At 71.6% G+C, this 24001-nt stretch carries 20 protein-coding genes; 9 read left to right on the top strand and 11 right to left on the bottom strand.

The genetic code is table 11. From position 1 onward, the window contains the following. Positions 1-245: 245 nt before the first annotated feature. The 4 genes from F4553_RS29305 (at position 246) to F4553_RS29290 (ending at position 4953) form a co-directional block, all read left to right on the top strand. Positions 246-911, top strand: coding sequence for a hypothetical protein (locus tag F4553_RS29305; protein WP_184842289.1), 666 nt, complete (start codon positions 246-248; stop codon positions 909-911). A 180-nt stretch (positions 912-1091) separates the two neighbouring features. Next, positions 1092-2822, top strand: a complete 1731-nt coding sequence (locus F4553_RS29300) for a discoidin domain-containing protein (RefSeq protein ID WP_312875429.1) — start codon at positions 1092-1094, stop codon at positions 2820-2822. Next, positions 2822-4015, top strand: a complete 1194-nt coding sequence (locus F4553_RS29295) for an MFS transporter (protein WP_184842283.1) — start codon at positions 2822-2824, stop codon at positions 4013-4015. The genes F4553_RS29300 and F4553_RS29295 overlap by 1 nt, the downstream gene beginning before the upstream one ends. Beyond that, the gene (locus F4553_RS29290; RefSeq protein WP_184842280.1) at positions 4012-4953 is read left to right on the top strand and encodes a hypothetical protein; all 942 of its coding nucleotides are present in this window, start codon (positions 4012-4014) and stop codon (positions 4951-4953) included. Before F4553_RS29295 ends, F4553_RS29290 begins: the two co-directional genes overlap by 4 nt. A gap of 271 nt (positions 4954-5224) precedes the next feature. Here F4553_RS29290 and F4553_RS29285 read toward each other — a convergent pair whose 3' ends face one another. From F4553_RS29285 to F4553_RS29265, 5 genes are all read right to left on the bottom strand, one after another. Next, positions 5225-6259 carry an AI-2E family transporter gene (locus tag F4553_RS29285; RefSeq protein WP_184842277.1) on the bottom strand — a complete coding sequence of 345 codons (1035 nt, stop codon included), beginning with the start codon at positions 6257-6259 and terminating at the stop codon, positions 5225-5227. 189 nt (positions 6260-6448) lie between these two features. Then, positions 6449-7594, bottom strand: coding sequence for a Glu/Leu/Phe/Val dehydrogenase dimerization domain-containing protein (locus tag F4553_RS29280; RefSeq protein ID WP_184842274.1), 1146 nt, complete (start codon positions 7592-7594; stop codon positions 6449-6451). Further along, on the bottom strand, positions 7594-9183 hold the full coding sequence (locus F4553_RS29275; protein WP_184842271.1) for a thiamine pyrophosphate-binding protein: 1590 nt from the start codon (positions 9181-9183) through the stop codon (positions 7594-7596). The genes F4553_RS29280 and F4553_RS29275 overlap by 1 nt, the downstream gene beginning before the upstream one ends. Further along, complete coding sequence (locus tag F4553_RS29270) at positions 9180-11282, bottom strand: acetate--CoA ligase family protein (protein ID WP_184842268.1); 2103 nt, start codon at positions 11280-11282, stop codon at positions 9180-9182. The genes F4553_RS29275 and F4553_RS29270 overlap by 4 nt, the downstream gene beginning before the upstream one ends. After that, entirely contained in the window at positions 11279-12436 is a 1158-nt protein-coding gene (locus F4553_RS29265) for an acyl-CoA dehydrogenase family protein (RefSeq protein ID WP_184842265.1), read from the bottom strand. The genes F4553_RS29270 and F4553_RS29265 overlap by 4 nt, the downstream gene beginning before the upstream one ends. A gap of 105 nt (positions 12437-12541) precedes the next feature. Here F4553_RS29265 and F4553_RS29260 point away from each other — a divergent pair, with 105 nt between their 5' ends. Together F4553_RS29260 and F4553_RS29255 are read left to right on the top strand one after the other, a co-directional pair. Further along, a complete protein-coding gene (locus F4553_RS29260) occupies positions 12542-13690 on the top strand; it encodes a cytochrome P450 (protein ID WP_376776307.1) in 1149 nt (382 codons plus the stop codon). 90 nt (positions 13691-13780) lie between these two features. After that, positions 13781-15154 (top strand): DUF4153 domain-containing protein, encoded by a 1374-nt coding sequence (locus F4553_RS29255; protein WP_184842262.1) that lies wholly within the window; start codon positions 13781-13783, stop codon positions 15152-15154. A gap of 42 nt (positions 15155-15196) precedes the next feature. Here the strand turns inward: F4553_RS29255 and F4553_RS29250 are convergent, their stop codons facing one another. From F4553_RS29250 to F4553_RS29225, 6 genes are all read right to left on the bottom strand, one after another. Continuing rightward, a complete protein-coding gene (locus F4553_RS29250; RefSeq protein WP_184842259.1) occupies positions 15197-15799 on the bottom strand; it encodes a GTP-binding protein in 603 nt (200 codons plus the stop codon). Further along, positions 15780-16154 carry a DUF742 domain-containing protein gene (locus F4553_RS29245; RefSeq protein WP_184842256.1) on the bottom strand — a complete coding sequence of 125 codons (375 nt, stop codon included), beginning with the start codon at positions 16152-16154 and terminating at the stop codon, positions 15780-15782. The genes F4553_RS29250 and F4553_RS29245 overlap by 20 nt, the downstream gene beginning before the upstream one ends. Continuing rightward, on the bottom strand, positions 16151-16561 hold the full coding sequence (locus F4553_RS29240) for a roadblock/LC7 domain-containing protein (protein WP_184842253.1): 411 nt from the start codon (positions 16559-16561) through the stop codon (positions 16151-16153). The genes F4553_RS29245 and F4553_RS29240 overlap by 4 nt, the downstream gene beginning before the upstream one ends. Further along, the gene (locus F4553_RS29235) at positions 16558-18879 is read right to left on the bottom strand and encodes a sensor histidine kinase (RefSeq protein ID WP_184842251.1); all 2322 of its coding nucleotides are present in this window, start codon (positions 18877-18879) and stop codon (positions 16558-16560) included. The genes F4553_RS29240 and F4553_RS29235 overlap by 4 nt, the downstream gene beginning before the upstream one ends. Before the next feature lie 91 nt (positions 18880-18970). Continuing rightward, positions 18971-19696, bottom strand: coding sequence for a dethiobiotin synthase (gene bioD, locus F4553_RS29230; RefSeq protein ID WP_184842249.1), 726 nt, complete (start codon positions 19694-19696; stop codon positions 18971-18973). Further along, a complete protein-coding gene (locus F4553_RS29225) occupies positions 19693-20823 on the bottom strand; it encodes an 8-amino-7-oxononanoate synthase (RefSeq protein ID WP_184842246.1) in 1131 nt (376 codons plus the stop codon). The genes bioD and F4553_RS29225 overlap by 4 nt, the downstream gene beginning before the upstream one ends. 17 nt (positions 20824-20840) lie before the next feature. Between F4553_RS29225 and bioB the strand changes: the two genes are divergently transcribed. From bioB to F4553_RS29215, 3 genes are all read left to right on the top strand, one after another. Further along, positions 20841-21839: a biotin synthase BioB gene (gene bioB, locus F4553_RS29220; RefSeq protein ID WP_184842243.1), complete on the top strand. Its 999-nt coding sequence runs from the start codon at positions 20841-20843 to the stop codon at positions 21837-21839. Positions 21840-21904: 65 nt separating this feature from the next. Further along, positions 21905-22081, top strand: a complete 177-nt coding sequence (bsaP, locus tag F4553_RS43150) for a biotin synthase auxiliary protein BsaP (protein ID WP_446680440.1) — start codon at positions 21905-21907, stop codon at positions 22079-22081. Positions 22082-22186: 105 nt separating this feature from the next. Next, positions 22187-23833, top strand: a complete 1647-nt coding sequence (locus tag F4553_RS29215; RefSeq protein WP_184842240.1) for a nitric oxide synthase oxygenase — start codon at positions 22187-22189, stop codon at positions 23831-23833. Positions 23834-24001 lie beyond the last annotated feature (168 nt).

Raw genomic sequence — 24001 nt, 5'->3', positions numbered from 1 at the left:
CGGGCCGCAGTGGTGCAGGATGCATGGTGCGAGATGCATGACATGGCGGCGTGACCGTGCGTAAATCGATGCTAAAGCGGTGGCTCAAGGGATACCCAACCTATCTACATTGTCCTATTGTCAAGTGGGTGATCTGCACGGTGTGCGGTGAGCCGGATGTCGGTAGCGCGACCTACTGTCCCCGGCCAGGCTGCGGCGCCCTGATACCGATATCGATGCCTACGATGCGCGTCGCCCGGTCCACTATGGAATATTCCGTCCCCGCGCTACCCGAGCGCCCCCGCACCGCATCGACGAATCTCGTGATCGCCGCGCTCGCCACGTGTGTCGTCGTCGCCAGCCTCGGCTGGTGGGCCGGGCGGGCGACCGCCCCTGATCCGCAGGACCGGTTCACCGGGGTCGAGGTGCTGGTCGCTGGTCACCCCAGCGAGCACCAGGTCGCCTCGGCGAGCACTCCGGCCGGTGGTTCGGTGGCGACCGGTGCGGTGAAGCCCTCGGTGTCGGCCCGCTCCACACCGAGCTCGACCCCGACCACCATCGCCGTTCTCACCAGCCCCGAGCCGTCACCGTCGAGATCCGCCGCACCCGGGCCGCTGCCCACGGTGACCGTCCGCAGCGCCGCGAAGTGCGTCGCGCTGGGCCTGGGCCACTGGGAGGTCAAGGCGCAGGTCATGCTCTCGACGAGCCGCGGTGTCGCGAAGGTCGAGGCGGTCTACGAGTCGGACGGCGACGAGGCCCTGTCGGGTGTCGAGCCGATGAGCGGCAACGGCTCGACCTATACCCGAGTGCTGCCGACGCGGCCCGCGCACTTCGTCAACGGCGACGCCGCCTGGTTCGCCCGGGTCACCATGGCCGACGGACGCGTCGTCGAGTCGGCGAGCCGGTCGCACGAGGTTCCCTTCCCCTGCTGAGACATCAGGTCCACCAACAAAAGTAAAACAGTCTTCCTAATCTCTTGACATCGACCGTCGGAGATTGGACCCTTCTTGCCAAGCGGCTTGGCGCGGCTCCGTCGACCCCTCGGCGGACGTGACGTGCTCAGTGAACAACTGCCCCGGCCGGTGTAACTCCCCATGCCCCAAGGAGACACCGTGTACTGGAAGAGAAAACTGCCCACTCTCGCCGCTGCCAGCACCCTGCTGCTGGCCGGGGCCCTGATCGTCATCGTCGAGCGGGCCGACGCCGCCGACGTGCTCCTCTCCCGCGGCAGGCCCGCCACCGCCTCGTCCAGCGAGATCAGCACCTTCGGCCCGGACCGGGCCGTGGACGGGAGCGGCACGACCCGCTGGGCCAGCGCCGAAGGATCCGATCCACAGTGGATCCGGGTCGATCTCGGCGCCGTCGTCGCCGTCAACCGGGTGAAGCTGGTCTGGGAGGAGGCGTACGGGTCGGCGTACCGACTGGAAACCTCGACGGACGGGACCGGCTGGACCACGGTGAAGACCGTGACCGGCGAGAACGGCGGCACCGACGACCACACCGGCCTCACCGCGACCGGCCGCTATCTGCGCGTCTACGGCACCGCCCGGGGCACCGCCTACGGCTACTCGCTCTGGGAGCTGGAGGTCTACGGGCCGGGCAGCGTGCCGCCGGACCCGGGCGGCACGGAGTTCCAGGCCGAGAACGCGACGCTGTCGCAGGCGGCCGTCGTCACCAACCACACCGGCTACACGGGGACCGGTTTCGTCGACTACACCAACGTGGTCGGCGGCTACGTGGAGTGGAGCGTCACCGCTTCGGCGGCGGGCCCGCGCTCGATCACCCTGCGCTACTCCAACGGAACCACCGTCGGGCGCCCGATGACGATCACGGTCAACGGCTCGGCGGTCGCGACCGGGCTCGCCTTCACCAGCACCGCCACCTGGGACACCTGGGCCGATGTGACGATCACCGCCACGTTGACGGCGGGCGCCAACACGATCCGGGCCACCGCCACCACCGCCAACGGCGGCCCCAACGTCGACAAGCTCACCCTGGGCGGAGCAGGAACGCCGTCACCATCACCGAGCAGCAGCGGCAACGGCACCTTCGTCGTCGCCGCCGCCGGTGACATCGCCGACCAGTGCACCGCGAGCTCCAGCTCCTGCCAGCACCCGAAGACCGCCGCGCTGGTGACCGCGATGAACCCGGCGTTCGTGATCACGATGGGCGACAACCAGTACGACGACGCCCGGCTCTCCGATTTCCAGAACTACTACGACAAGAGCTGGGGTGCCTTCAAGGCGAAGACGCACCCGGCCCCGGGCAACCACGAGACCTACGACCCGGCGGGGTCGATGGTGGGCTACAGGTCCTACTTCGGTGCGATCGCCTATCCGCAGGGCAAGAGCTACTACAGCTACGACCAGGGCAACTGGCACTTCATCGTGCTCGACTCCAACACCTTCGACCAGGCGGCACAGATCACCTGGCTGCGCAGCGACCTCGCCGCCACCGCCAAGGGCTGCATCGCGGCCTACTGGCACCACCCGCTCTTCAGCTCCGGGGAGCACGGCAACGACCCGGTCAGCAAGCCGGTCTGGCAGATCCTCTACGACGCGCACGCGGATCTGATCCTCAATGGACACGACCACCACTACGAGCGCTTCGGGCCGCAGAATCCCACCGCGGCGGCCGACCCGGCGGGCATGGTGGAGCTGCTCGGCGGCATGGGCGGCGCGCCGCCCTACGAGATCGTCAACCCGCAGCCCAACAGCCTCAAGCGCCTCACCGGCGTCTACGGCGTGGTCAAGCTGACCTTCACGAACACCACGTTCGGCTGGCAGCTGATCGGGACCGACAGCGCGGTCAAGGACACCAGCCCGACATACACCTGCCACTGATGTATGTCTCCACCCACCGGTTGCCGGGGCGGGCGCTGCTGCGCTCCGTCCCGGCGAACGTCCTCGCGCTCGGCCTGGTCAGCCTCGTCACCGATGTCTCCTCGGAGATGGTGACGGCGGTCCTGCCGCTCTACCTGGTCCTCGTCCTCGGCCTCAATCCGCTGCAGCTCGGCGTGCTCGACGGCATCTATGCCGGGGTCACCACGCTGGTCCGGCTCGCCGGCGGCCACGTCGCCGACCGGCGGCAGCGGCGCAAGCTCGTCGCCGCCGCCGGTTACGCCCTCTCCGCATTCGCCAAGCTCGGCCTGCTCGCCGCAGGTGCCTCGGTCGGCGCGCTCGGTGCGGTGATCGCCGCCGACCGCACCGGCAAGGGTTTGCGCACGGCGCCCCGGGACGCCCTCATCTCGCTCTCGACTCCGCCGGAGCGGCTCGGGCAGGCGTTCGGGGTGCACCGGACCATGGACACCCTCGGCGCGCTGCTCGGGCCGCTCGCCGCGTTCGGCGTGCTCGCGGCGACCGGCGGGGCCTACGACGCGGTCTTCCTCGTCAGCTTCTGCGTCGCGGCGCTCGGCGTGGTGCTGCTCGTGCTCTATGTCCGCGATCGGCGCGAATCGGTGGCCGCCGAGCCGCTCGCGCTCGTGTCGGTCCTGCGGGATCGGGCGTTCCGGCGGCTCTGCGGTGCCGCCGCGCTGCTGGGGCTGGTCACGGTCAGCGACTTCTTCGTCTACCTGCTGCTGCAGAAGCGGCTCGACATCGCTCCCCATCTCTTCCCGCTGCTGCCGCTCGGCACGGCCGCCGCCTACCTCCTGCTCGCCGTCCCGCTCGGCCGCCTGGCCGATCGGCGAGGTCGCGTCGTGGTCTTCCTCGGCGGCCACGTCGCGCTGCTCGGCGCCTATCTCCTGCTGATGGGTACGCCCACCGGCGCCCTCGTCCTCGTCGCCGTCCTCGTGCTGCACGGCGGTTTCTACGCCGCCACGGACGGGGTTCTCATGTCCGTGGCGGGGGCGATGCTGGCGGGCGGTGTGCGTACCAGCGGAATGGCCGTGCTCCAGACGGCGCAGGCGGCGGCCCGGCTCTGCTCGTCCATCGCCTTCGGCGCGCTCTGGACCGCCTGGGACGCGCGGACCGGACTGCTCACGATGGCCGGCGGCCTCGTCCTCGCCCTGCTCACCGCTTGGAGAACCACCCGATGAAACGTGCCCTGATCCTCGCCACCGCGACCGTGACCCTCGCCGCGATCGCGATCGCCTACTCCGTGCTCGCCGCCGCCGCCGACCCGGCCGGGCCCGGCACCGCGCTCGACACCGCCCGCCCGGGACGGCTGCTGTTCCGCGACGAGTCCGGCCGGGTCGCCTCGGTCGCGGCGACCGATCCGGGCGGGCCGCGACAGGTCAGCGACACCTCCTGCCAGCGCTTTCACGCCGCCGCCGGCACAGCGGTCTGCCTGATCAGCGAGGTGCGGTCGGGCCTGCCCGCGACGAGCGCCCTCATCCTCGACCATGATCTGCACGAGACCCGGCGGATCCAGCTCGCGGGCATCCCGAGCCGGGCCCGGGTGTCGGCGAGCGGCCGGATGGTGAGCTGGACGGTCTTCGTGACCGGCGACTCCTACAACGTCGGCGGCTTCTCCACCTGGACCGGGATCCTGGACACCCGCACCGGGTACCCGATCATCAACATGGAGAACATCCAGCTCTACCTGGACGGGAAGCGCTATCACGCGGCGGATGTCAACTACTGGGGCGTCACCTTCGGCGCCGACGACAACCTCTTCTACGCGACCGTCGCCACCCGCGGGCGTACCTATCTCGTCCAGGGCGATTACGCGCGGTGGGAGGCCCGGGTACTGCGGGCCGACGTGGAGTGCCCGTCACTCTCGCCGGACGGGACCCGGCTCGCCTTCAAGAAGCGCAGCTCGCCGACGACGTGGCGGCTGCACGTCCTGGAGCTCGCGACGATGCGGGAGACGGCGCTCGCCGAGACCGCGAGCGTCGACGACCAGGCCCTCTGGCTCTCCAACACCGCTGTCGCCTACGCCCGGGGCGGCGGGGTGTGGTCGGTCCCGGCCGACGGCACCGGCACTCCATCCCTGCTCATCCCGCATGCCGGCTCCCTCACGGTCTCCGGCTGACACCGTCGCTCTTCAGTCCGCGGTCGCGACTGGTCGTGTCCGGTCGCGCCTGACCGTGCCTGGTCGCGCCCCAAGATCGCCGCAACTCTTGAAGAGTTGGTGTTAAGCGCACGCCGCCCACCGCGACGGCCCGCCCTGTCGGCTCCGCGCCAGCGGACCAACTCTTCAGCCATCGGACCAACTCTTCAAGAGTTGCGGCGATCTTGGGCGGCGAGGCGGCCGCGATCGGAGCCGCGGCTGGGATCGGCGGCGGCTGGGATCGGCGGCCTGGTCAGACGCGGTCCTGGTGGGGCAGGAGCACCTCGCGGGCCACGAGCTGGATCGCCGCCCAGAGCGGGATGGCGATCAGCGCGCCGACCACGCCGAGCAGCGCCACCCCGACCAGGGCGCTGACGATCGCCGAGAGGTTGGTGATCCGCACGGCCCGGCTCATCACCGGTGGCGTGATCACCCAGTTCTCGATCTGCTGGTAGACGACGAAGAAGATGATCGTCGCGATCCCGACCGGGATCGAGACGGTAAAGCCCACCACGCTCACCAGCACCGCGGCGAGTGTCGCGCCGATCATCGGTACGAGATCCAGGATCGCCACCACCATGGCGAGCGCGAAGGGATAGGGGATCCCGACGATCACCATGAAGACCAGCGAGAGCAGCCCGGCGAGGGCGGCGATCACCAGCGAACCCAGCATGTACCAGCCGACCTTCGTCAGGATCTGGTCGCCGAGCTGCTTGACCCGTAGCCGCTTCGACGCGGGGACGAGGCGGTAGCAGCCGCGCTCCAGGCGTTCGAAGGAGGCGAGGAAGCAGACCGTGAGCAGCGCGACGGTGAGCAGCCCGAAGAGCGAGGAGAAGATCAGGCTGAGGCCGCCGAAGAGGCCGCCGAGCAGCTTGCCGCCGTTCTCGGGGGTCGCCACGGATTTGGCGCGTTCCAGCAGGTGGTACTGCTCGTCCAGCCGTCGGGCGGTCTCGTGGTGGGCGAGCTTGTCGATGTAGCCGGGGAGGTTGTTGATCAGGGAGGTGCTCTCGGAGATCAGCGGCGGCACGACCGCGACCAGGCCCGCGCCGATGATGATCACGCCGGCGATGCCGATCACGGTCACCGCGAGCCAGCGCTGCATGCCGCGGCCCTGGAGCCACTGCACGGCGGGGTTGAGCCCGACGGCGAGGAACGCGGCGACGAAGACGAGCACCAGGATCGAGGCGGCGTTGCGCAGGGCGAGGAAGGCGAGGTAGGCGGTGAGCAGTCCCAGCCCGCCGAGCAGCCCGATCACGTATGGCGATTGCCGCCCGATCGGCCGCTCCATGCGCTCAGCCTAGGCACGTCGAGGCCCCTTTCGGACCAACTCTTCAAGAGTTGCGCCGATCTTGCGGCCCGCAGCGTCGGGCTCCGCGGCGTCGGGCGCCGCGTGGCCATGATCGTTACGTTTTGCAGCAAAGCGTGGCCTCGCGGAGCGAAATGGCCACGCTTTGCTGCAAAACGTAATGATCATGGGTCAGGACAGGCGGGTGGCGGCTATTCGGGTGGCGGCTGCTCGGGGGGTGGTGCCGGTGGTGGCGGCGGTCGACAGGACCTCAGCGGTGAGGGTGCTGATGACCTGGGAGATCTTGGTGAAGGCAGCCGGTGCCGTCGGCTCGATGTCGCCGAAGAGCGTCCACCACCACCAGGCGTTCGTCGCGACGTTGGCGACGAAGTCCGGGACCACCACGACACCCCGGGCATGCAGGGCGGCCTCGGCGTCCGGTGTCGTCGCCACGTTCGCCGCCTCGACCACCAGTCGCGCCCGGACCCGGTCGGCGTTCGCCGCCGTCAACGCGTAGGAGACCGCCGCCGGGACGAGCAGCTCCGCATCGACCTCGAGCCACGCCTCGCGCGGCAGCACCCGGTCGCCACCGGCCAGCATCGAGCGGTCCAGGCGGCCGAAGGCGTCGCGGGTACGCAGCAGCTTCTCCACGTCCAGCCCGTGCGGGTTGACGACGAGCCCGTCCGCGTCGGCGATCCCGACCACGCTGACCCCGGATCGGGCCAGGTAGCGAGCGGTGGCGCCACCCATCGAGCCGAAGCCCTGGATCACCGCGCGCAGGTCGTCCCGGCCGGGGAAGACACGGGCGGCGCCGGTCAGCGCGGCGATGGCGACGCCGTAACCGCCGACGAGGTCCGCGAGGCTCACCCCGTCGACGTCGACCGCGAAACCCGCCTTGACCTGGGCCAACGACGCCTCGGGGTCCGGCAGCAACCGCAGCGCCGCCTCGATCGTCGACCGCAGGCCCAGCTCGGCGGCGATCTCGTCGAGCACATCCTGGCGTACGCCGAGGTCCTCCCCCGTCGACCAGACCGTCTCCAGCAGCGGCTTCATCGCGGCCACATAGCGCTTCAGCACGCCCCTCGCGTCGGGGTGGTGCGGCGAGCAGTCGATGCCGCCCTTGCCCCCGCCGAAGGGCTGGTAACGGTCCCCCGGCACCCGGACGGCCGCCTCCTTGAGGGTCATGCCGCGGGCGAGGTCGCGTACCTCGTCGAGCGTGCAGCCCTCCCGCATCCGCAGGCCGCCGCTGGAGGCGCCCTGACGCAGCCGGTCGATCACCAGATAGCCGCGGCAGCCGGTGGGCTCGTCGGTCCAGGTGACCTCCAGGTAGGACGCCATCACTCCACCACCATCAGCAGGGTCGGACCGGGGTGGGCGAGCGCCCCGGCGATCGCGGGCCCGAGTTCGTCGGGGGTCGCGATGTCGACGCCACGGCCGCCGAGGGCCACGGCGAGGGCGGCGAAGTCCGGTACGGGCAGGTCGACGGCGATCGGCCCGATCCCGGCCTCCGCCATCTCGGCGCGGATCTCCCCGTACCCCCCGTTGACGAAGACCACGACGGGCAGTGACAGGCCGGCGCTCGCCGCGGTCGCGATCTCCTGGCAGCTGAACATGAGGCCGCCGTCGCCGCTGAGCGCGACCACCGGGCGGTCGGGCTGCGCGGCCTTGGCGCCGATGGCGGCGGGCAGGGCGTAGCCGAGGGTGCCGAAGCCGGTGGGGAAGGCGAAGCTGCCGGGTTCGTGGCTGGGCAGGTTGCCCAGGGCGCCGTAGTAGCCGGCCATGGCGTTGTCCGCGGTGACGATGGTGTTCCTCGGTGTCGCCTTCGCCAGCGCGTCGAGCCAGGGGAGCCAGCGTGCTCCTTCCTCCTGTCGCTGCCGTTTGAGCTCTTCGCGGTGCTGCGCTCCAGGCGGGGGTGAGCCGACGTGTGCAAGCGGCGCCTCGCTGGATGCTTGCAGAAGTTGCCGCACCCCCGCCAGCGCGGGTCGTGCATCCGCGCAGACGGCCAGTGTCGGGCGCGCGTTGACCAGGAGCTGCGCGGGGTCGATGTCGATGCGGATCACGGTCGGCGGCCAGGTTGGCGGGCCGTTCCAGAAGTCCGTGGGGGCCAGCTCCGAGCCGGCTATCAGCAGCACGTCGCGGGTCGACAACCAGTCGGTGGCTGCGGGGAGGTGCAGGGCCGCCCCCAGCGAGAGGGGGTGCTCCTCGGACAGGATCCCCTTGCCGTTGGTGGTGGTGAGCACGCCTGCCCGGAGGTGTTCCGCCAGGGTTTTGACCTCGTGGAACGCCTCTTTGGCGCCGCCGCCCACCAGGAGGCCGGGGCGCTGCGCCCGAGCCAGGAGGCGGGCGGCCTCGACCACCTGGCCGGGGTCGGGTTGGGGCCTGCTGACCCGCAGCGGATCGACGATCCTGGTATCCGCCGCCAGCGACAGGAGGTCCAGGGGGATCTCCAGGTAGGCGGGGCGGGGGCGGCCGGAGGTGAAGCCGGCGAAGATCTCGGCGATCACCTCGGTGAGTTCGCCGTGGTGGTGGACCCGGTAGGCGAGCTCGCCGACGATGCCCGCGAAGACGGCGCGCTGGTCGCGGGTCTCGTGCAGAAGGCCGTGGTGGGCGTGGTTGCGGGGCATGCCGGGGGCGATGAGCAGGGTGGGGATGGAGTCCGAATAGGACTGCCCGAGGGCTGCGGCGGCGTTGAGGGCGGCCGGGCCGCTGGTGACCAGGGCGATGCCGGGTCGGCCGGAGGTTCGGGCATAGCCGTCGGCGGCGTAGCCGGCGCCCTGCTCGTGGCGGGGGGTGATGTGCTGGATGCCGTGCGCGGCGAGGTGGCGGTAGATCTCCAGGTTGTGGCTGCCCGGGATGCCGAAGATCGTGGTCACGCCGTGCCGGACCAGGCTGCGGACGAGCACCTCGCCGCCGGTGCGGAGAGTCATCGGGGCGCCTCCCAGGGGTCCAGACCCACGCCGGCTCGACCGGTCCCGGTCGCGGCCGCTCGGCCGGTCCCGGTCGCTCGGCCGGTTCCGGTCGCGGTCGCTCGGCCGGATTCGGTCGCGGTCGCTCGGCCGGATTCGGTCGCGGGAGCCGCTGGAGCTGCTTCGGCTGCGCAGTCGAGGGCGATGGCGGCCTGCTCGGTGACCAGGACCGGGTTGAGTTCCAGCGAATCCAGACCGGGGCAGCGGATGAGCAGCTCGGAGACGGCGACGATGGCGTCGGCGAGCGCGTCGACGGCGAGCGGTGGCGAACCGCGGTGGCCCCGCAGCAGTGGGGCCCCGCGCAGTGAGTCGATCATCGCGAGGGCGGCGGTGTGGTCCACCGGGGCCAGTGCTACGGCGGCGTCGGCGAGTAGTTCGGCCCGGATCCCACCCAGCCCGACCAGGACCACCGGGCCGAAGGAGGGGTCGCGGCGGGTGCCGACGATCATCTCGACGCCGGGGGCGCCGACCATCGTCTCGATCGCATAGCTGACGCCGGTCGGCGCGGCCGGGACCGTCGCGAAGAGCTCCAGCGGGTCGCCGATGCCGAGCACGACGCCGCCGTCGTCGGACTTGTGCGCGGCGCCGAGCCGTTTGCAGGCGACCGGGTAGCCGAGCAGCTCCGCCGCCGCGAGCGCGGCCTGCCGGTTGATCACCTCCAACGCGGGCGGGAAACCGACCTTGGGCAGCAGGAACCGCCCCCACCAGTAGGGTTCGCCGCCCGGCACCGCCTCATCGCCCGTACCCGCCGGCGGCACGGGCCGGCGCGTCGCGGCGAGGTGCGCCACGGCCGCGACCGCGTGCTCCACCGCCGACCAGACCGGTACGCCGGCCGCGACCAGCCGCTGCGTGGTGGCGGTGCTCCCGGCCATGCTGTGCACGACGACGTTGCCGATCGCGGCGAGCTCGTCGGCGACCGACGCCTCCTGCTCCGCGAGCGCGGGCTCGTCGACGCAGTAGCCGCCGAAGTAGCCCGAGAGCAGCACGATGTCGATCTCGGCGGCGAGCGCGGCGACGGCGCGGGCGTAACTGCGCAGGTCCCGCTCCCCCGCTCCGGCCAGGTCGACCGGCGGTGCGACGCCGAGCCCGAGATCGGCGGCGAGGTCGGCCGCGATCACCCCGTGCCCGCCGCCGTCGGCGACGACGCCGAGCACGGGCCGCGGCTCATGGGACCAACTCTTGAAGAGTTGCGGCGATCGTGGCGCCGGGCGCGCGATGCTTCCGGCCCGGCGCAGGCGGGTGGCCTCGATCAGCTCGGTCGGCGTCCGGACCAGCTGCACCCCGGCATCGCGCGCCGCCGACCGCAGGATCGCGTGGTCGGAGGCGAGCGCCCCGGTGTGCGACGCGGCCGCGGCGGCACCCACGGTCGATCGCCCCGCCGCGAGCAGCACCACGTGCCGCCCCTCGTCGACGAGCGCCGCCGCCGCGCGCAGCAGCGCCCGGGCATCGCCGAGCTGCTCCAGGTAGAGCGCCACCACCGGCGCCCTGCCCACGTGCTCCAGCAGGTCGGCGGGGCCGAGATCGGCGCAGTCCCCCAGCGACGCGAAGCGCCGGAACCCCAGCCCCGCCCGCCGGGCGATCGCACCGAGCTCCAGCGAGAGGTTGCCGCTCTGCGACAGCAGCGTGACATCTCCGCCGGGCAGCTCGCCCCAGAGCAGGCTCAGCTCCGCGTCCGCGTCGGCGACCCCCATGCAGTTCGGCCCCAGCAGCACCGCACCGGCCGCGCGGCACGCGTCGGCGACCCGCGTCACGGCCTCCGCCGCGAGCCCGGTGGTCACTCCCACGATCGCCCGCGCGTGCGCGCTCAGCGCGGCGTCGACCGCGGATTCAAAACCATCCGGGGGTACGGCGACCACGGCGAGCTCCACCTCCCCGCCGAGCGCCGTGGTGAACTGGTGCCCGTCGAGCTGCCCGCCACGCGGGTTCACCAGCACGACCTCGCGCCGGTGTCGGCCCCGCAGCGCACCGCGGGCGAGCTGGTTCCCCCAGCTGCCGGGCCGTTGCGAGGCACCGATCACCGCGACGGACGACGGGTTGAAGAGCGAGCCGATCGGCCTCATGACAGCCCTCGCGAGATGATGATCCGCTGGATGTCCGAGGTGCCCTCCTCGATCTCCTCCAGCTTGGCGTCGCGCATCCACTTCTCCACCAGGAACTCCCGGGAGTAGCCCCACCCGCCGAGGGTCTGCACGGCGGCCCAGGAGCAGAACATCGCGGTCTCGCTCGCGGTGAGCTTCGCCATCGCCGACTCGGTGGCGGCGGGGAGCCCGGCGTCGAGCCGCTTCGCCGCGCGCCAGGTGAGCAGCCGGGACGCCTCGATCCGGGTGGCCATGTCGGCGAGCCGGAACGCCACCGCCTGGTGCTCGATGATCGGCTTGCCGAACTGCTCCCGCTGCTTCGCGTAGGCGACCGCCTCGGTGAGGCAGGCGCGGGCGAGCCCGGTCGCGGAGGCGGCGAGGACGGTGCGCGAGATGTCGAAGGTACGCATCAGGCCGTGGAATCCGCGCCCCTCGTCGCCGAGCCGGTCGGAGTCGGGGACGAAGACGCCGTCGAGGAAGATCTCGGTGTTGCGGATGGCGCGCTGGCCCATCTTGCGCATCGGCTCGCCGAAGCCGAGCCCGTCGGCGTCCTTGCGCAGCAGGAACGCGGTGACGCCCCGGCTGCGCAGTGCGGGGTCGATGGTCGCGAAGATGACGTACTGCTCGGCGACGCCGCCGTTGGAGATCCACGCCTTCTGCCCGGTGAGGCGGTATCCGCCGTCGACCCGCACCGCCCGGGTGGTGATCGCCGCCGCGTCCGAGCCGACCCCGGGCTCGGTCACGGCGAGCGCGGTCATCGGCGGGTCGGCGCCGGTGAGCGGGCGCAGCCAGCGTTCCCGCTGGTCGGGGCTGCCGAGCTCGAGCACCGGGTCGGCGAAGAAGCCGTTGGCGGTGAGCAGGTTGCCGATCGCGGCGTCGGCGGCGCCGAGCTCCTCCTGGACGAGGCACTGGGTGAAGACGTCGGTGAAACCGCCGCCGCCCAGCTCCGCCGGGAGCATGAAGTCGGTGATGCCGACCGTGGCCGCCGCCCGCCACAGGTCCCAGGGCACCTCGATGTCGGCCTCGTCGACGGCGCGGGCCGCCGGGCGGATCTCCCGCTCGCCGAAGTCCCGGCAGAGGTCGATCAGACCGCGCTGCTCGTCGCTGAGCGGCACCAGCTCCACCGGCAGCTGCATGGCGTGGCTCTCCCTACTGACCTTACTGACTGATCGCTCAGTTAACTGACTGCGTCGCCCGATGTCAACGCGGAGCGCGGATCCGAGCCAGGGTAGGCTCGCGACGTGCTGTTTCGGACCTGGGAGGAGATCGGGGACGCCCCGGCGATCGGGGTGCAGACCGACCATCTGGGCCGCCCTCACGTGCTCGTCAGCTCGCATCGGCTGGTCCGGCAGGTGCTCGCCGATCCGGAGCTCTTCCGGCCCGACAACGCCCTCGACGCGATGACGCCGATCCCGGTGGCGGCGCTGCGGGTCCTCACCGCGCACGGCTTCCGCCTCCCGCCGACCCTCGCCAACAACGGCACCCCGTCGCACCCGGCGATCCGCGAGATCACCGCCCGGGCACTGCACCCGGACCGGGTCGCCGAGCAGCGCGACTGGCTCGCCGAGGTCGTCCGCGACCGGGTCGTGATCCTGACCGCCGCGCTGGAGCGGGGCGAGCCCGTCGACCTCTACGCCGACCTCGCCGCCGACCTGCCCCTACTCGTGCTCGCCCGCCTCGTCGACCTCCCCGACCACGAGGTGCGGGTCGTCAAGGAGTTCTCCCGGGCCGCCCTCGAACTCTTCTGGGCACCCGTCGACACCGACCGCCAGGTCGAGCTCGCCGGGATCGTCGGCCCCTATCACGCGGCGCTGCGCCGGCACGCCGCGACCGGCATCGGCATGGTCGCCGAGCTGCGCGAGCTCGGCAGCCCCGACCTCGTCGTCGCGGCCCTGTTCTTCCTGCTCGTCGCCGGGCAGGAGACGACCTCGCAGTTCCTGACCCTGCTGATGCACCGGCTCACCGGCTCGCCGGAGATCCTCGACGGCCTGATCGCGGGCACCGTCGACGTGGACGACGTGGTGGAGGAGGGCCTGCGCCTGGTGCCGCCCATCCCGACCTGGCGCCGGGTCGCCGCCGCCGACACCGCGCTCGACGGCGTCGCGATCCCGGCCGGGGCGCCGATCGTGCTCTGGCTGGCCCAGGCGGGGCGGGACGTCGTCGACTTCCCCGACGAGCTCGTCCCCGGCCAGCGCGGCTCCCGCAAGCACCTCGCCTTCGGGGCGGGCGCCCACCGCTGCATCGGCGCCCAACTCTCCAGAATGGAGGCCGCGGTCGTGGTCGCCGGGACGGCACCGCTGCTGCGGCAGGCCCGGGTGCTCCGCGCGCCGTGGTGCCCCGACAACCTCAGCTTCCGGATGCCCGACACGTTCGTGATCGGCCGGCAATAGCTCCGCAGACCGGCCATTCGCCGATCCCGGAGCCACCTGGTTGTGTGGCAGGATCCCTCTCGCCCTGATGGCGCAACCGAGGAGATCACGGTGACGTTGGTACCCGTCGAAGCCAGCCCGACCAGCGCACGCCACCGCGCCATCGAGGCACCGCCGGCACCGGCCCCCCGCGCCCCGTCGATCGGCGTGACGCTCGCCATCGTCGTCTCGATCGTCGCGGCCATGCTCATCGGCCGCGAGCCGGGCATCGGCACGATCATCGCCCAGATCGTCTGCTTCGCCGGGCTGCTGACGGTCGGCGTGTGGCAGCTGCCCCGGACCGAGGACCGGATGGAGCGCCTGCGCGACCTGCGGATGTGGCTGCTCGCCACGGTCAGCATCGCCTTCACCGTCATCGGCAGCCAGCGCGACGCGGGCTGGGTCGTCGCCGTCTGCTTCGTCGCCGCCCTGCTCACCGGTTCGATGGCGCTCGCCGGTGGCTCCGCCTTCGCCGGAGTGCTGCACGGCTCCGTCGCCACCTGGATCGCCGGGGTCCGGCAGTGGCCGTGGTTCCTGCGCGGCATCGCCGCCGCCTGGCGACGAGCGTTGCAGGGCAGCGGGTTCGCGGTGCAGATGGGGTCGCTCATCGCCGCCGGGATCGCCGCGATCGCCCTCGTCGCGGCGATGGCGATCGGTGCCGTCGACCCGGTGCGGCTGCTGATCGCCCTCGTCGTCGGCACGCTCACGATCGGCGGGATGTTCGTGCTCGCCACCCGCCCCCGGGTCAACCCGCAGTGGACCGTGCACCGGGGTCTGCGTACGCCGTTCTGGGTGGTCCCGGTCGCGCTGCTCGACCTCGTGGTGCTCGCCCACGCCGTCATCTACGTCGGCGGCATCGTGCGTCTCGTGGTGCTGGTCGGCGTCGCCACCGTCGCGATCGCGCTGGTCGCCACGTTCGCACCCCGCGACACCACGGCGCAGCAGATGACGCTGCGCCTCGTGCTCGGCCCGCTCTGCATCGGGGTGCTGCTCCACGTCGGGGTGGCGTTCGGCACGATCCTCGACCAGCTCGACACCAACGGGCTGACCAGGGCACGCCTCGCCGCGATGGCGGTGATCGTGTTCGTGGGGCTGGCGTACGCGTTGATCGTGCTCGCGGGCATCACGATGCGTGCCCTGTGGCTGCCGCGGGCGATCTACGGCGCCGCGATCGCCGTCGTGCTCGGCTTCGCCCTGATCAACCCCGACGCCACGATCGCGCAGACCGACATCGACCGCCATGTCCGGCCGGAGCTGCTCAGCTCGCTCTCCGCCGACGCGGTCGACGCGCTGGACGAGCTGCCCGAGCCGGACCGGTCCTGCGCACTGCGCGAGATCCAGGCCGACCTCGCCGAGCCGGACGGCTGGTTCGCCTACAGCCACGGCCGGGCGCACGCCCGCGAGGTGCTCGCCGCCCGTCCCATCAACAGCGCCGTGACCTGCTGACCGCGCTGTTCCCGGCGACGACGCGGAAACAGCGCGGTCAGGCTAGGCCGGGGTCAGCTGTCGGCGGGCCAGGACTCGGACGTGCTCGACGAGCGTCACGAGCACATCCCGGCCGGACCGGTGATCGCGCACGTCGCAGAGCACGACCGGCACCCCCGGGTCCAGGTCGAGTGCCGTCCGCACCGCGGGCACGCTGAACGGCTGCTCGCCGTGGAAGCAGTTGACCGCCACCACGAAGGGCAGCCCGCGCTGCTCGAAATAGTCGATGGAGGGGAAGCAGTCCGCGAGCCGCCGGGTGTCGGCGAGCACCACGGCACCGAGCGCGCCGAGGGCCAGCTCGTCCCAGAGGAACCAGAACCGGTCCTGCCCCGGCGTGCCGAAGAGGTAGATGACGAGGTCGTCGGCGAGCGTGATCCGGCCGAAGTCCATCACCACCGTGGTCGAGGTCTTGGACTCCACACCGGACAGATCATCCGAGTCGGCGCTCGCCGAGGTGAGCACCTCCTCGGTCTGCAGGGGCAGGATCTCGCTGACGGCGTCGACGAGGGTCGTCTTGCCGACCCCGAATCCACCCGCGATCAAAATCTTCAGAGCGGTCGGAACCGCCCGTGCCTGGCCGGAAACGTCAACGCGCTCGGAGGCCATGGATCACCGCCTTGAGCAGCTCGTCATCTGGGAATGTGGTGGCCTGCCGCGGGTCGTGCCGCTCGATCGTGCCCAGTTCGAGCAGGTCGTGCAGGAGCACGCGGACCACGCCAAGCGGCAGGTTGACGTGGGAGGCGAGTTCGGCGACGGAGACCGGGGTCTCAGCGCGCGCGAGGATGGCCCGATGCTCCGGGTGCAGCCGCAGCGCGACTTCCTCATCGACCTCCCCGATGCCGACCACGTAGGTCAGCAGGTCGAAGGCCGTGGCTCCGGGCCGGGTCCGGCCGCCGGTGAGCGCGAAGTTGCGCACCAGCGGGCCGGCCTCGGCGTCAAGCCAATCGTGGGCCTCCGTCATCGCGCGTCGGCACCGCTCGGCACCGCTCGGGGCGGCGTGGAGAGGTTGTGACCGATGCGTTCGACGAGCATCGCCATCTCGTAGGCGACCATGCCGATGTCGGAGTCGGCCGAGCTCAGCACGGCGAGGACGGCGCCCTGCCCGGCCGCGGTGACGAAGAGGAAGGCCGAGTCCATCTCGACGATCGTCTGGCGCACCGGGCCGCCCTTGAAGTGGCGGCCGGCGCTGCGGGAGAGGCTGGCGAACCCGGCGGCGACGGCGGAGAGGTGCTCGGCGTCGGCCTGGGACAGGTCCTGCGAAGCGCCCAGCAGCAGTCCGTCGACGGAGAGCAGCACCGCCTGGCTCGCGGCGGGAACACGCTCCACGAAGTCGTCCAGCAGCCAGTCCGGGCCGGTGGCGTGGCTCATGAGGGTTCCTCCTGGTTATCGGCGGCCGTGCCCGCAGCGGCATCACGGCGGCCCTGGTTGGTGCCGGCCTGCAACTTGGAGAGGCGGATGCGCATCTGCTCGGTGTCGGAGACGGCGGCTGCCGCATCCTCCACCGGCGCGGCGGTCGGCTGGCGCAGTTTCGGGGAGAGGCTCGCCTGGCGCTGGCGCAGCGGCAGCCCGTCGGAGGTGAGCGGCGCGGGGGCCGCCTCGATCTGGCGGGCCTCGGTCCGGTGCCCGCCACCGCCGCGCACCTCGCCGTTGCGGTGCTTGAGCTGGCCGTTCTCCGAGGCCGGAGCCTCGACGACCCGGGAGTCGATGACACTCGGCCGAGCGATCGTCGCAACGAGCGCGAGCTCCCTCGTGTCGCCGGCGAGCAGTTCGCCGTCGTCGGGTCGGCCGTCGGTGATGGCATCGGGCTTGACCACGACCTCCGGCGGGATCAGCGCGACCGCCGTGACACCGCCGTACGGCGAGGTGCGCAGCGTGACCGTGATGCCGTGGCGCTCCGCGAGCTTGGCCACGACGAAGAGGCCGAGGCGGGAGCTGTTGGCCGGGTCGAACTCCGGCGGCTTGCGCAGCCGCGCGTTGGCCTCCTCGATCCGGTCGTGCGGCATGCCGACACCGCGGTCCTCGATCTCGACCGCGAACCCGTTGGGGACGAGCTGGCCGGAGAGCTTGACCTTGGTGTCGCCGGGTGAGAAGACCGTCGCGTTCTCCAGCAGCTCGGCGAGGAGGTGCACGACGTCGCTGACCGCGCGCCCCGCGAGCGACACCTCCGGTACGCCGACCACCGACACCTTCGTATATTCCTCGACCTCGGAGACGGCCGCCCGGAGCACGTCCGCCATGGCGACGGGATTGCGCCAGCCACGGCCGGGGTGCGCGCCCGCGAGGATGACGAGGTCCTCGGCGTGGCGGCGCATCCGGGCGGCGAGGTGGTCGATGCGGAAGAGCTCCTCGAGCTCGACCGGGTCGGTGACCTTGCGCTCCATCGCGTCGAGCAGCGAGAGCTGGCGGTGCAGCAGCGCCTGGTTGCGGCGGGCGATGTTGAGGAAGACCTGGTTGATCCCGGTCCGCAGGGACGCCTCCTGCACGGCGGAGGCGATGGCGGTGCGCTGCACCTCGGCGAAGGCGTCACCGAGCTGGCCGAGCTCGTCGGGGCCGTGGTCGATCGTCGAGGTCTCGGCCTCGACGTCGACCGGCTCGCCGGCGCGCAGCCGGGCCACGACGCGGGGCAGGTGGGTGGTCGCCATCTCCAGGGCCTGGTTGCGCAGGTCGAAGATGCGGTGGATCAGCGTCCGGGCGTTGCGGATCGCCACGATGATGAGCAGGATCAGCAGCACCAGACCGAAGATCGCGGCACCGACGAAGCGGACCAGGATCGCGATCGCGGCGGGCAGGCTCTCGTTGAGCGTGCGGTCGGAGGCGACCGTCTCGAGGTCCAGGAGCTGCTGGTTGACGACGCCGAAGTCGCTGCGCCACTGCACGGCGTCGATCGGCAGCGGAGCGCCGGGACGTGCGCCCATGATCCGGTCCTCCATCGCGCGCAGGCTCCGGTAGGCCGGCCCCTCGACGATCGCCCGGTATTTCGGCAGGTCGTCGGCGACGAGGTAGCGGGTGGCGCGGAGGTACCCGTAGCGCTGCACGCCGATCTGCTCGACGAGGCGGGCCTGGTCACCGGCGGTGAGCGTGCCCGCGGCGAGCACGCCGCCGATGTAGGAGTCCTCGCGGTTGAGCAGCTCGCGGGACTCGGTCAGCGCGATGACGGTGGCCGCCTGCTGGACCAGGCGGTACTCGTCGACGCCCGCGATCGAGCCGTAGATGCCGAAGAACTTGTCGATGATCCCGGTGAAGAGCCCGATCGTCGTCGGCCGGTCGGACTGACGGCGGTCGATCGCGGCACGGCCGCCGACGAGCGAGTCGAGCCCGGCCGCGGCGAGAGCGACATACTGCATCGTCTGGGAGGAGCCCGATCCGGCGAGCTCGGGATCGGCGCTGAGCCGGCGGAAATCGGCGATCTTCTCGTCGGTCTTGGCGCGCTGCGCCGTCAGCTCCCGGCCGTCGTCGGACTTGCTGCTCACGAAGAGCACGGAGAGTTTGCGCTCGACCTGGAGCTGCTCGACCACGGCCGCTGCCGGGTCGCCGGCGAACTCCACATTGGTCTGTGCGTCGAGCAGCGCCAGCGCGGGACCCATGGTGACGCCCGCGCTGAAGATCCACATGCCGACCAGTGGGACCAGCGGTGCGAAGAGCAGGGTCAGGATCCGCGTCCGGATCGACCAGGTGCGCCTTTTCATCGTGCTCCGTTGGGCTTTGAGGGATCTCCGGTGGATCGTACTGATCAGATCCCGATTGCGCACCAGTCAGATCACGCCCGGTCCTCTAACGTTATTCGATCTCGTCGGCGAACGAGCGCACGTCGTCGAGCGTCCCATAGAGCACCGGCGCGAGCCAGCCCGCCGCCGATCGCTGGAAGATCCGGCCGTCCATCCCGCCGGACCCCTCGGGCACCACGCCGACGAGGCGTCCGGGCAGGTCGGCGAGGTTGGTCAGGTGCACGACCGCGGGCTCCTCCGGCCACGCGCCGATCACCACGCAGCAGGGGATCTCGCGGCGGTCGAGCGCCTCCAGGGTCAGCGCGGTGTGGTTGAGCGTGCCGAGCCCGGCCCGGGCCACGACGATCACCGGCGCACCGAGCTCGACCGCGAGGTCTGCGATGTGCCAGGGCTCCCCGGCCGGGGTGAGGCCCATCGGCACCAGCAGGCCGCCCGCGCCCTCGATCAGGGTCAGGTCGTGCTTCGCCGCCTCCGCCGAGACCTCCGAGACGACCAGGCCCAGCCCGAGCGGGAGCAGCGACGAGACCCGGGCGGCGGCGAGCGGTGCCAGCGGGTCGGGGTAATCGGAGATGGTGCGGACCGTCGCCGGGGAGGCGAGCCGGGTCACCGTCTCCGCATCCGTCTCCTCCTCCAGGTCCGTACCCGTCTGGGCTGGTTTGATCACCGCGACGCGCAGCCCGGCCGAGGCGGCCGCCGCGGCGATCGCGGCGGTCACGACGGTCTTGCCCACCCCGGTGTCGGTCCCCGTGACGATCACCGGTCCGGTCAGCGGCCTCATCTGGTCTCCTGGATCGTCTGCAGTGCCAGTTCGAAATCCGCCTCGGACACACCCGCGTTGAGGGTGAGCCGCAGCCGGGAGATGTGGTCCGGTGTCGACGGCGGCCGGAAGCAGCCCACCGCCACACCGCGCTCGTGGCAGGCATTCGCCCAGGCCAGGGCGGCCTCGGCGCTCTCGGCCGGGATCGGGAAGACCCCGCCGTCGGTCACCGCGCCGAAGAGCCCGGTGAGCCGCGACCGCCGCGCCGCGAGGATGTCGCGCCGCGCGCCGCCATCCGCCGACCGGGCCAGCTCCAGCGCCGCCGCCACGCCCGCCGCGGTCGCGGGCGGCAGGGCCGTGTCGAAGATGAAGGTACGCCCGGTGTCGACGAGATGCTGCCGGAGCCCGGACGCACCGGCGATCACGCCACCGGCCCCGCCGAGCGCCTTGGAGAGGGTGGCCGTGACGACGACGTCGGGCTCCCCCGCGATCCCGGCCCCCACGACACCACCGGCACCACGCGGGCCGATCACGCCGAGCCCGTGCGCGTCGTCGACGAGCAGGACCGCCCGGTGCGCCCGGGCGACCCGGTGCAGCTCGGCGAGGTCGGCGAGGTCCCCGTCGACGGAGAAGACCGACTCGGTGATCAGCAGCAGTCGGCCGTCACCGGCGCGCGAGCACTCGCCGAGAATCCGATCGGCGTCGGCGGCGTCGGCGTGGCGATAGGTGCGGCTCTCCATCCCCGACAGGCGTACCCCGTCCAGCAGCGACGCGTGGGCGAACTCGTCGATGACGATCCGGGTCCCCGGCAGGGCCAGGCCGCGGATGGCGCCGAGGTTGGCGAGGTAGCCGGAGGAGTAGACGAGGGCGAAATCGGCGCCCATCCAGTCGGCGAGTGCCGCCTCCAGGCGCTCGTGCAGGTCGGTGGTGCCGCGGACCAGCCGGGAGCCGGTCGCGCCCAGCCCGTACCCCCGCAGGGTTTGCACTGCCGCGTCGATCACCGCGGGGTGGACGGCGAGGCCGAGGTAGTCGTTGCCGGCCAGATCTATCAGCGTGTCCCCCGCGGACCTGGGCCGGAGCTCACGGCGCAGGCCGGCGCGGGCGCGCAGCTCGGCCTTGCGGGCCAGCACGCGGAGCAGATCTGTCACTTCGGTAGGGTACGACCATGCGTCCTTCCATCCTTGACCGCGCCCGTGACCAGGTCCTTGAGCAGGGCATCGGCCTCGACGAGAAGCAGATCCTCGAGGTGCTCCAGCTCGGCGACGAGCACATCGCCGAGGCGTTGCAGCTGGCCCACGAGGTGCGGATGCGCTGGTGCGGGCCGGAGGTCGAGGTCGAGGGCATCATCTCGCTCAAGACCGGCGGCTGCCCGGAGGACTGCCACTTCTGCTCGCAGTCGGGGCTCTTCTCCTCGCCCGTCCGCTCGGTCTGGCTCGACATCCCGTCGCTCGTGGAGGCCGCGAAGCAGACCGCCGCGACCGGTGCCAGCGAGTTCTGCATCGTCGCCGCCGTGCGCGGACCCGACGCCAAGCTGATGAAGCAGATGCGCGAGGGCGTCGCCGCGATCAAGGCGGCCGTCGACATCCAGGTCGCCGCCTCGCTCGGCATGCTCAACCAGGAGCAGGTCGACGAGCTGGTCGAGATGGGCGTGCACCGCTACAACCACAACCTGGAGACCTGCCGCAGCCACTTCCCCAACGTCGTCACCACCCACTCCTGGGAGGAGCGCTGGGACACGCTGCGGATGGTGCGCGAGTCCGGCATGGAGGTCTGCTGCGGCGGCATCCTGGGCCTGGGCGAGACGCTGGAACAGCGGGCCGAGTTCGCCGCGCAGCTCGCCGAGCTGCAGCCGCACGAGGTGCCGCTCAACTTCCTCAACCCGCGCCCCGGCACGCCCATGGGCGACCTGCCGGTCGTCGACGCCAAGGACGCGCTGCGGGCCATCGCCGCGTTCCGCCTCGCGCTTCCCAAGACCATTCTTCGGTACGCCGGTGGCCGCGAGATCACCCTCGGCGACCTGGGTACGCGGGAGGGGCTCCTCGGCGGCGTCAACGCCGTGATCGTCGGCAACTACCTCACCACCCTGGGCCGCCCCGCCGGTGAGGACCTGGCTCTGCTGGCGGAGCTGAAGATGCCGGTGAAGGCGCTCTCCGCAGCGTTGTGAGATTCGTGCTCGTTCTGGCGCGGGGGCGATGCCTCCGCGCCAGGATCGGTGTTGAAGGGGTGACGATGTATTGCGATCGATGCGGGGAGCCTTCCACGGAAGGTAGCCACGAGGGTTGCGCCGCTGCTCGAAAATTGGAGCCGCCGAGATACTGCGCTGCGTGCCGTCGGCGCATGAAAGTGCAGGTCACGCCGGTTGGTTGGGCAGCGTCCTGTGTGGAGCACGGCGACCTGGCCGGTTAGCAATCGCACATCCTGTGCGACGACCGTGACGCATCGTGACGAAACATCACTCACGGCTCCGAGGCGGGTGGGGCCGTCGATTGGCCACTTCGTCAGGAGGCGTCCATGACCCTTGCACCACCGCCCGGCTACCGTAACGCTCCGCTCACCACCTTCGACAACGATCCCGTCGACGCCGGTGAGGCCGAGGAGTTCATCCGCCGCCTGCACGACGAGCATCCCAAGCTCGGCGATCCGGCGGCCCGTCTCGACCAGATCCTCACCCAGATCGACGCGATCGGCACCTACGCCCACACCCGCCAGGAGCTCGTCTACGGCGCGCGGATGGCCTGGCGCAACGCCAGCCGCTGCATCGGCCGCATCTACTGGAACAGCCTCGTGGTGCGCGACCACCGCAGCACCAGCGGCGCCGAGGCGATCGCCGGGCAGCTCATCGAGCACCTGCGCGTCGCGTCCGGCCAGGGAGCGCAGCGGGGACGGATCCGCCCGGTCATCTCGATCTTCCCCCAGGCCGTACCGGGGCGGCCCCGCACGGTCCTCTGGAACGAGCAGCTCATCCGCTACGCCGGCTACCGCGACGGCACCGGCGACCCCCTGTACGTCGACTTCACCGAAGCCGTCACCGCACTCGGCTGGCACGGCAAGGGCAGCGCTTTCGACATCCTGCCGCTCGTCCTCCAGGAGCCCGGCGGCGAACCGCGCCTGTTCGACCTGCCCGACAGCTCGGTGCTGGAGGTGCCGCTCAGCCACCCCGAACTCCCCTGGTTCGCCGAGCTCGGGCTGCGCTGGCACGCGATCCCCGCCATCGCCAACATGCGCCTCACGATCGGCGGGGTCAACTACCCGCTGGCCCCGTTCTCCGGGTGGTACATGGGGACCGAGATCGGTGCCCGCAACCTCGCCGACGCCGACCGCTACGACATGCTCCCCGTCGTCGCCGCCAAACTCGGGCTCGACACCTCGCACGAGGCGACGCTCTGGCGCGACCGGGCGGTGCTGGAGCTCAACCGGGCGGTACTCCACTCGTTTGCCCAGGCCGGAGCACGGATCACCGATCACCACACCGAGTCGCGGCTCTTCCTCACCCATGTCGAGAAGGAGGCGAAGGCCGGGCGGAAAACCCCCGCCGACTGGAGCTGGATCGTGCCGCCGGTCTCCGGTGGGCTGACCCCGGTGTACCACCGCTACTACGACGAGGCCGACCAGCGGCCCAACTTCTACCTCGACGCCGAGGCGCAGCAGCAGTCCCGCTGCCCGGTGGCGCACGGCGGCGGGATGATCACCGATCCGGCTGTCGCGCACGCGCATGCCCACGGCAGCGAGGTGGCACACCTGGCGGCGATGGCGGACCCGTCCTCGGCGACCGCAACCAGCCCGGCTGCGACTCCGCCGCCGGTCCCCGCTACGGCGCCGGTTCCAGCGGCATCGTCGGCTCCTGCGGCATCATCGGCCCCTGCGGCATCGTCGGCTCCAGCGGCATCGCCGGACTCCATGGCATCGGCGGCTCCAGCGGCGTCGCCGACCCCAGCGGCGTCGCTGGTTCCGGCGGCATCGCTGGCTCCGGCGGCAGCGGCGGTTCCAGCGGCATCGGCGGCCCCGGCAGCGGCGGCTTCCGCGGCTCCGTCGGTGGCAGCGGCTTCGGGGGGCGAGGTGGGCGGACCTCACGAGGTTCCTCGCCAGCGCGATCCGCTCGAACCCGACTCCGGTCTGCCCGCACGCAAGCGCTGGCTCCGCGTCGGCGCGAAAACCTAGCCCGCGACTTCGTGATCGCGTTGTTTCCCGGAAAGAGTCCCCTCCCACCCATCGGGAAGGCGCTGTTTCCGGGAAATTGCGCGATCACGCCCATGCACAGCGCCAAGCACCGCGCCCAGCTCCCAGAGCTAGCGCCCAGCTCCCCGAGCTAACACAGCCGCCTATCCA

Origin of the sequence: Allocatelliglobosispora scoriae (assembly GCF_014204945.1) — a bacterium.
Classification (GTDB): Bacteria; Actinomycetota; Actinomycetes; order Mycobacteriales; family Micromonosporaceae; genus Allocatelliglobosispora; species Allocatelliglobosispora scoriae.
This window is presented reverse-complemented; position numbering and strand designations above follow the sequence as displayed.

What these genes read in the sequence shown, in the direction of transcription:
- F4553_RS29305 (WP_184842289.1), top strand. Translation starts at nt 246, where the DNA reads ATGGAATATTCCGTCCCCGCGCTACCCGAGCGCCCCCGCACCGCATCG.
- F4553_RS29295 (WP_184842283.1), top strand. Translation starts at nt 2,822, where the DNA reads ATGTATGTCTCCACCCACCGGTTGCCGGGGCGGGCGCTGCTGCGCTCC.
- F4553_RS29290 (WP_184842280.1), top strand. Translation starts at nt 4,012, where the DNA reads ATGAAACGTGCCCTGATCCTCGCCACCGCGACCGTGACCCTCGCCGCG.
- F4553_RS29285 (WP_184842277.1), bottom strand. Translation starts at nt 6,259, where the DNA reads ATGGAGCGGCCGATCGGGCGGCAATCGCCATACGTGATCGGGCTGCTC.
- F4553_RS29280 (WP_184842274.1), bottom strand. Translation starts at nt 7,594, where the DNA reads ATGGCGTCCTACCTGGAGGTCACCTGGACCGACGAGCCCACCGGCTGC.
- F4553_RS29275 (WP_184842271.1), bottom strand. Translation starts at nt 9,183, where the DNA reads ATGACTCTCCGCACCGGCGGCGAGGTGCTCGTCCGCAGCCTGGTCCGG.
- F4553_RS29270 (WP_184842268.1), bottom strand. Translation starts at nt 11,282, where the DNA reads ATGAGGCCGATCGGCTCGCTCTTCAACCCGTCGTCCGTCGCGGTGATC.
- F4553_RS29265 (WP_184842265.1), bottom strand. Translation starts at nt 12,436, where the DNA reads ATGCAGCTGCCGGTGGAGCTGGTGCCGCTCAGCGACGAGCAGCGCGGT.
- F4553_RS29250 (WP_184842259.1), bottom strand. Translation starts at nt 15,799, where the DNA reads ATGGCCTCCGAGCGCGTTGACGTTTCCGGCCAGGCACGGGCGGTTCCG.
- F4553_RS29245 (WP_184842256.1), bottom strand. Translation starts at nt 16,154, where the DNA reads ATGACGGAGGCCCACGATTGGCTTGACGCCGAGGCCGGCCCGCTGGTG.
- F4553_RS29240 (WP_184842253.1), bottom strand. Translation starts at nt 16,561, where the DNA reads ATGAGCCACGCCACCGGCCCGGACTGGCTGCTGGACGACTTCGTGGAG.
- F4553_RS29235 (WP_184842251.1), bottom strand. Translation starts at nt 18,879, where the DNA reads ATGAAAAGGCGCACCTGGTCGATCCGGACGCGGATCCTGACCCTGCTC.
- bioD (WP_184842249.1), bottom strand. Translation starts at nt 19,696, where the DNA reads ATGAGGCCGCTGACCGGACCGGTGATCGTCACGGGGACCGACACCGGG.
- bioB (WP_184842243.1), top strand. Translation starts at nt 20,841, where the DNA reads ATGCGTCCTTCCATCCTTGACCGCGCCCGTGACCAGGTCCTTGAGCAG.
- bsaP (WP_446680440.1), top strand. Translation starts at nt 21,905, where the DNA reads ATGTATTGCGATCGATGCGGGGAGCCTTCCACGGAAGGTAGCCACGAG.
- F4553_RS29215 (WP_184842240.1), top strand. Translation starts at nt 22,187, where the DNA reads ATGACCCTTGCACCACCGCCCGGCTACCGTAACGCTCCGCTCACCACC.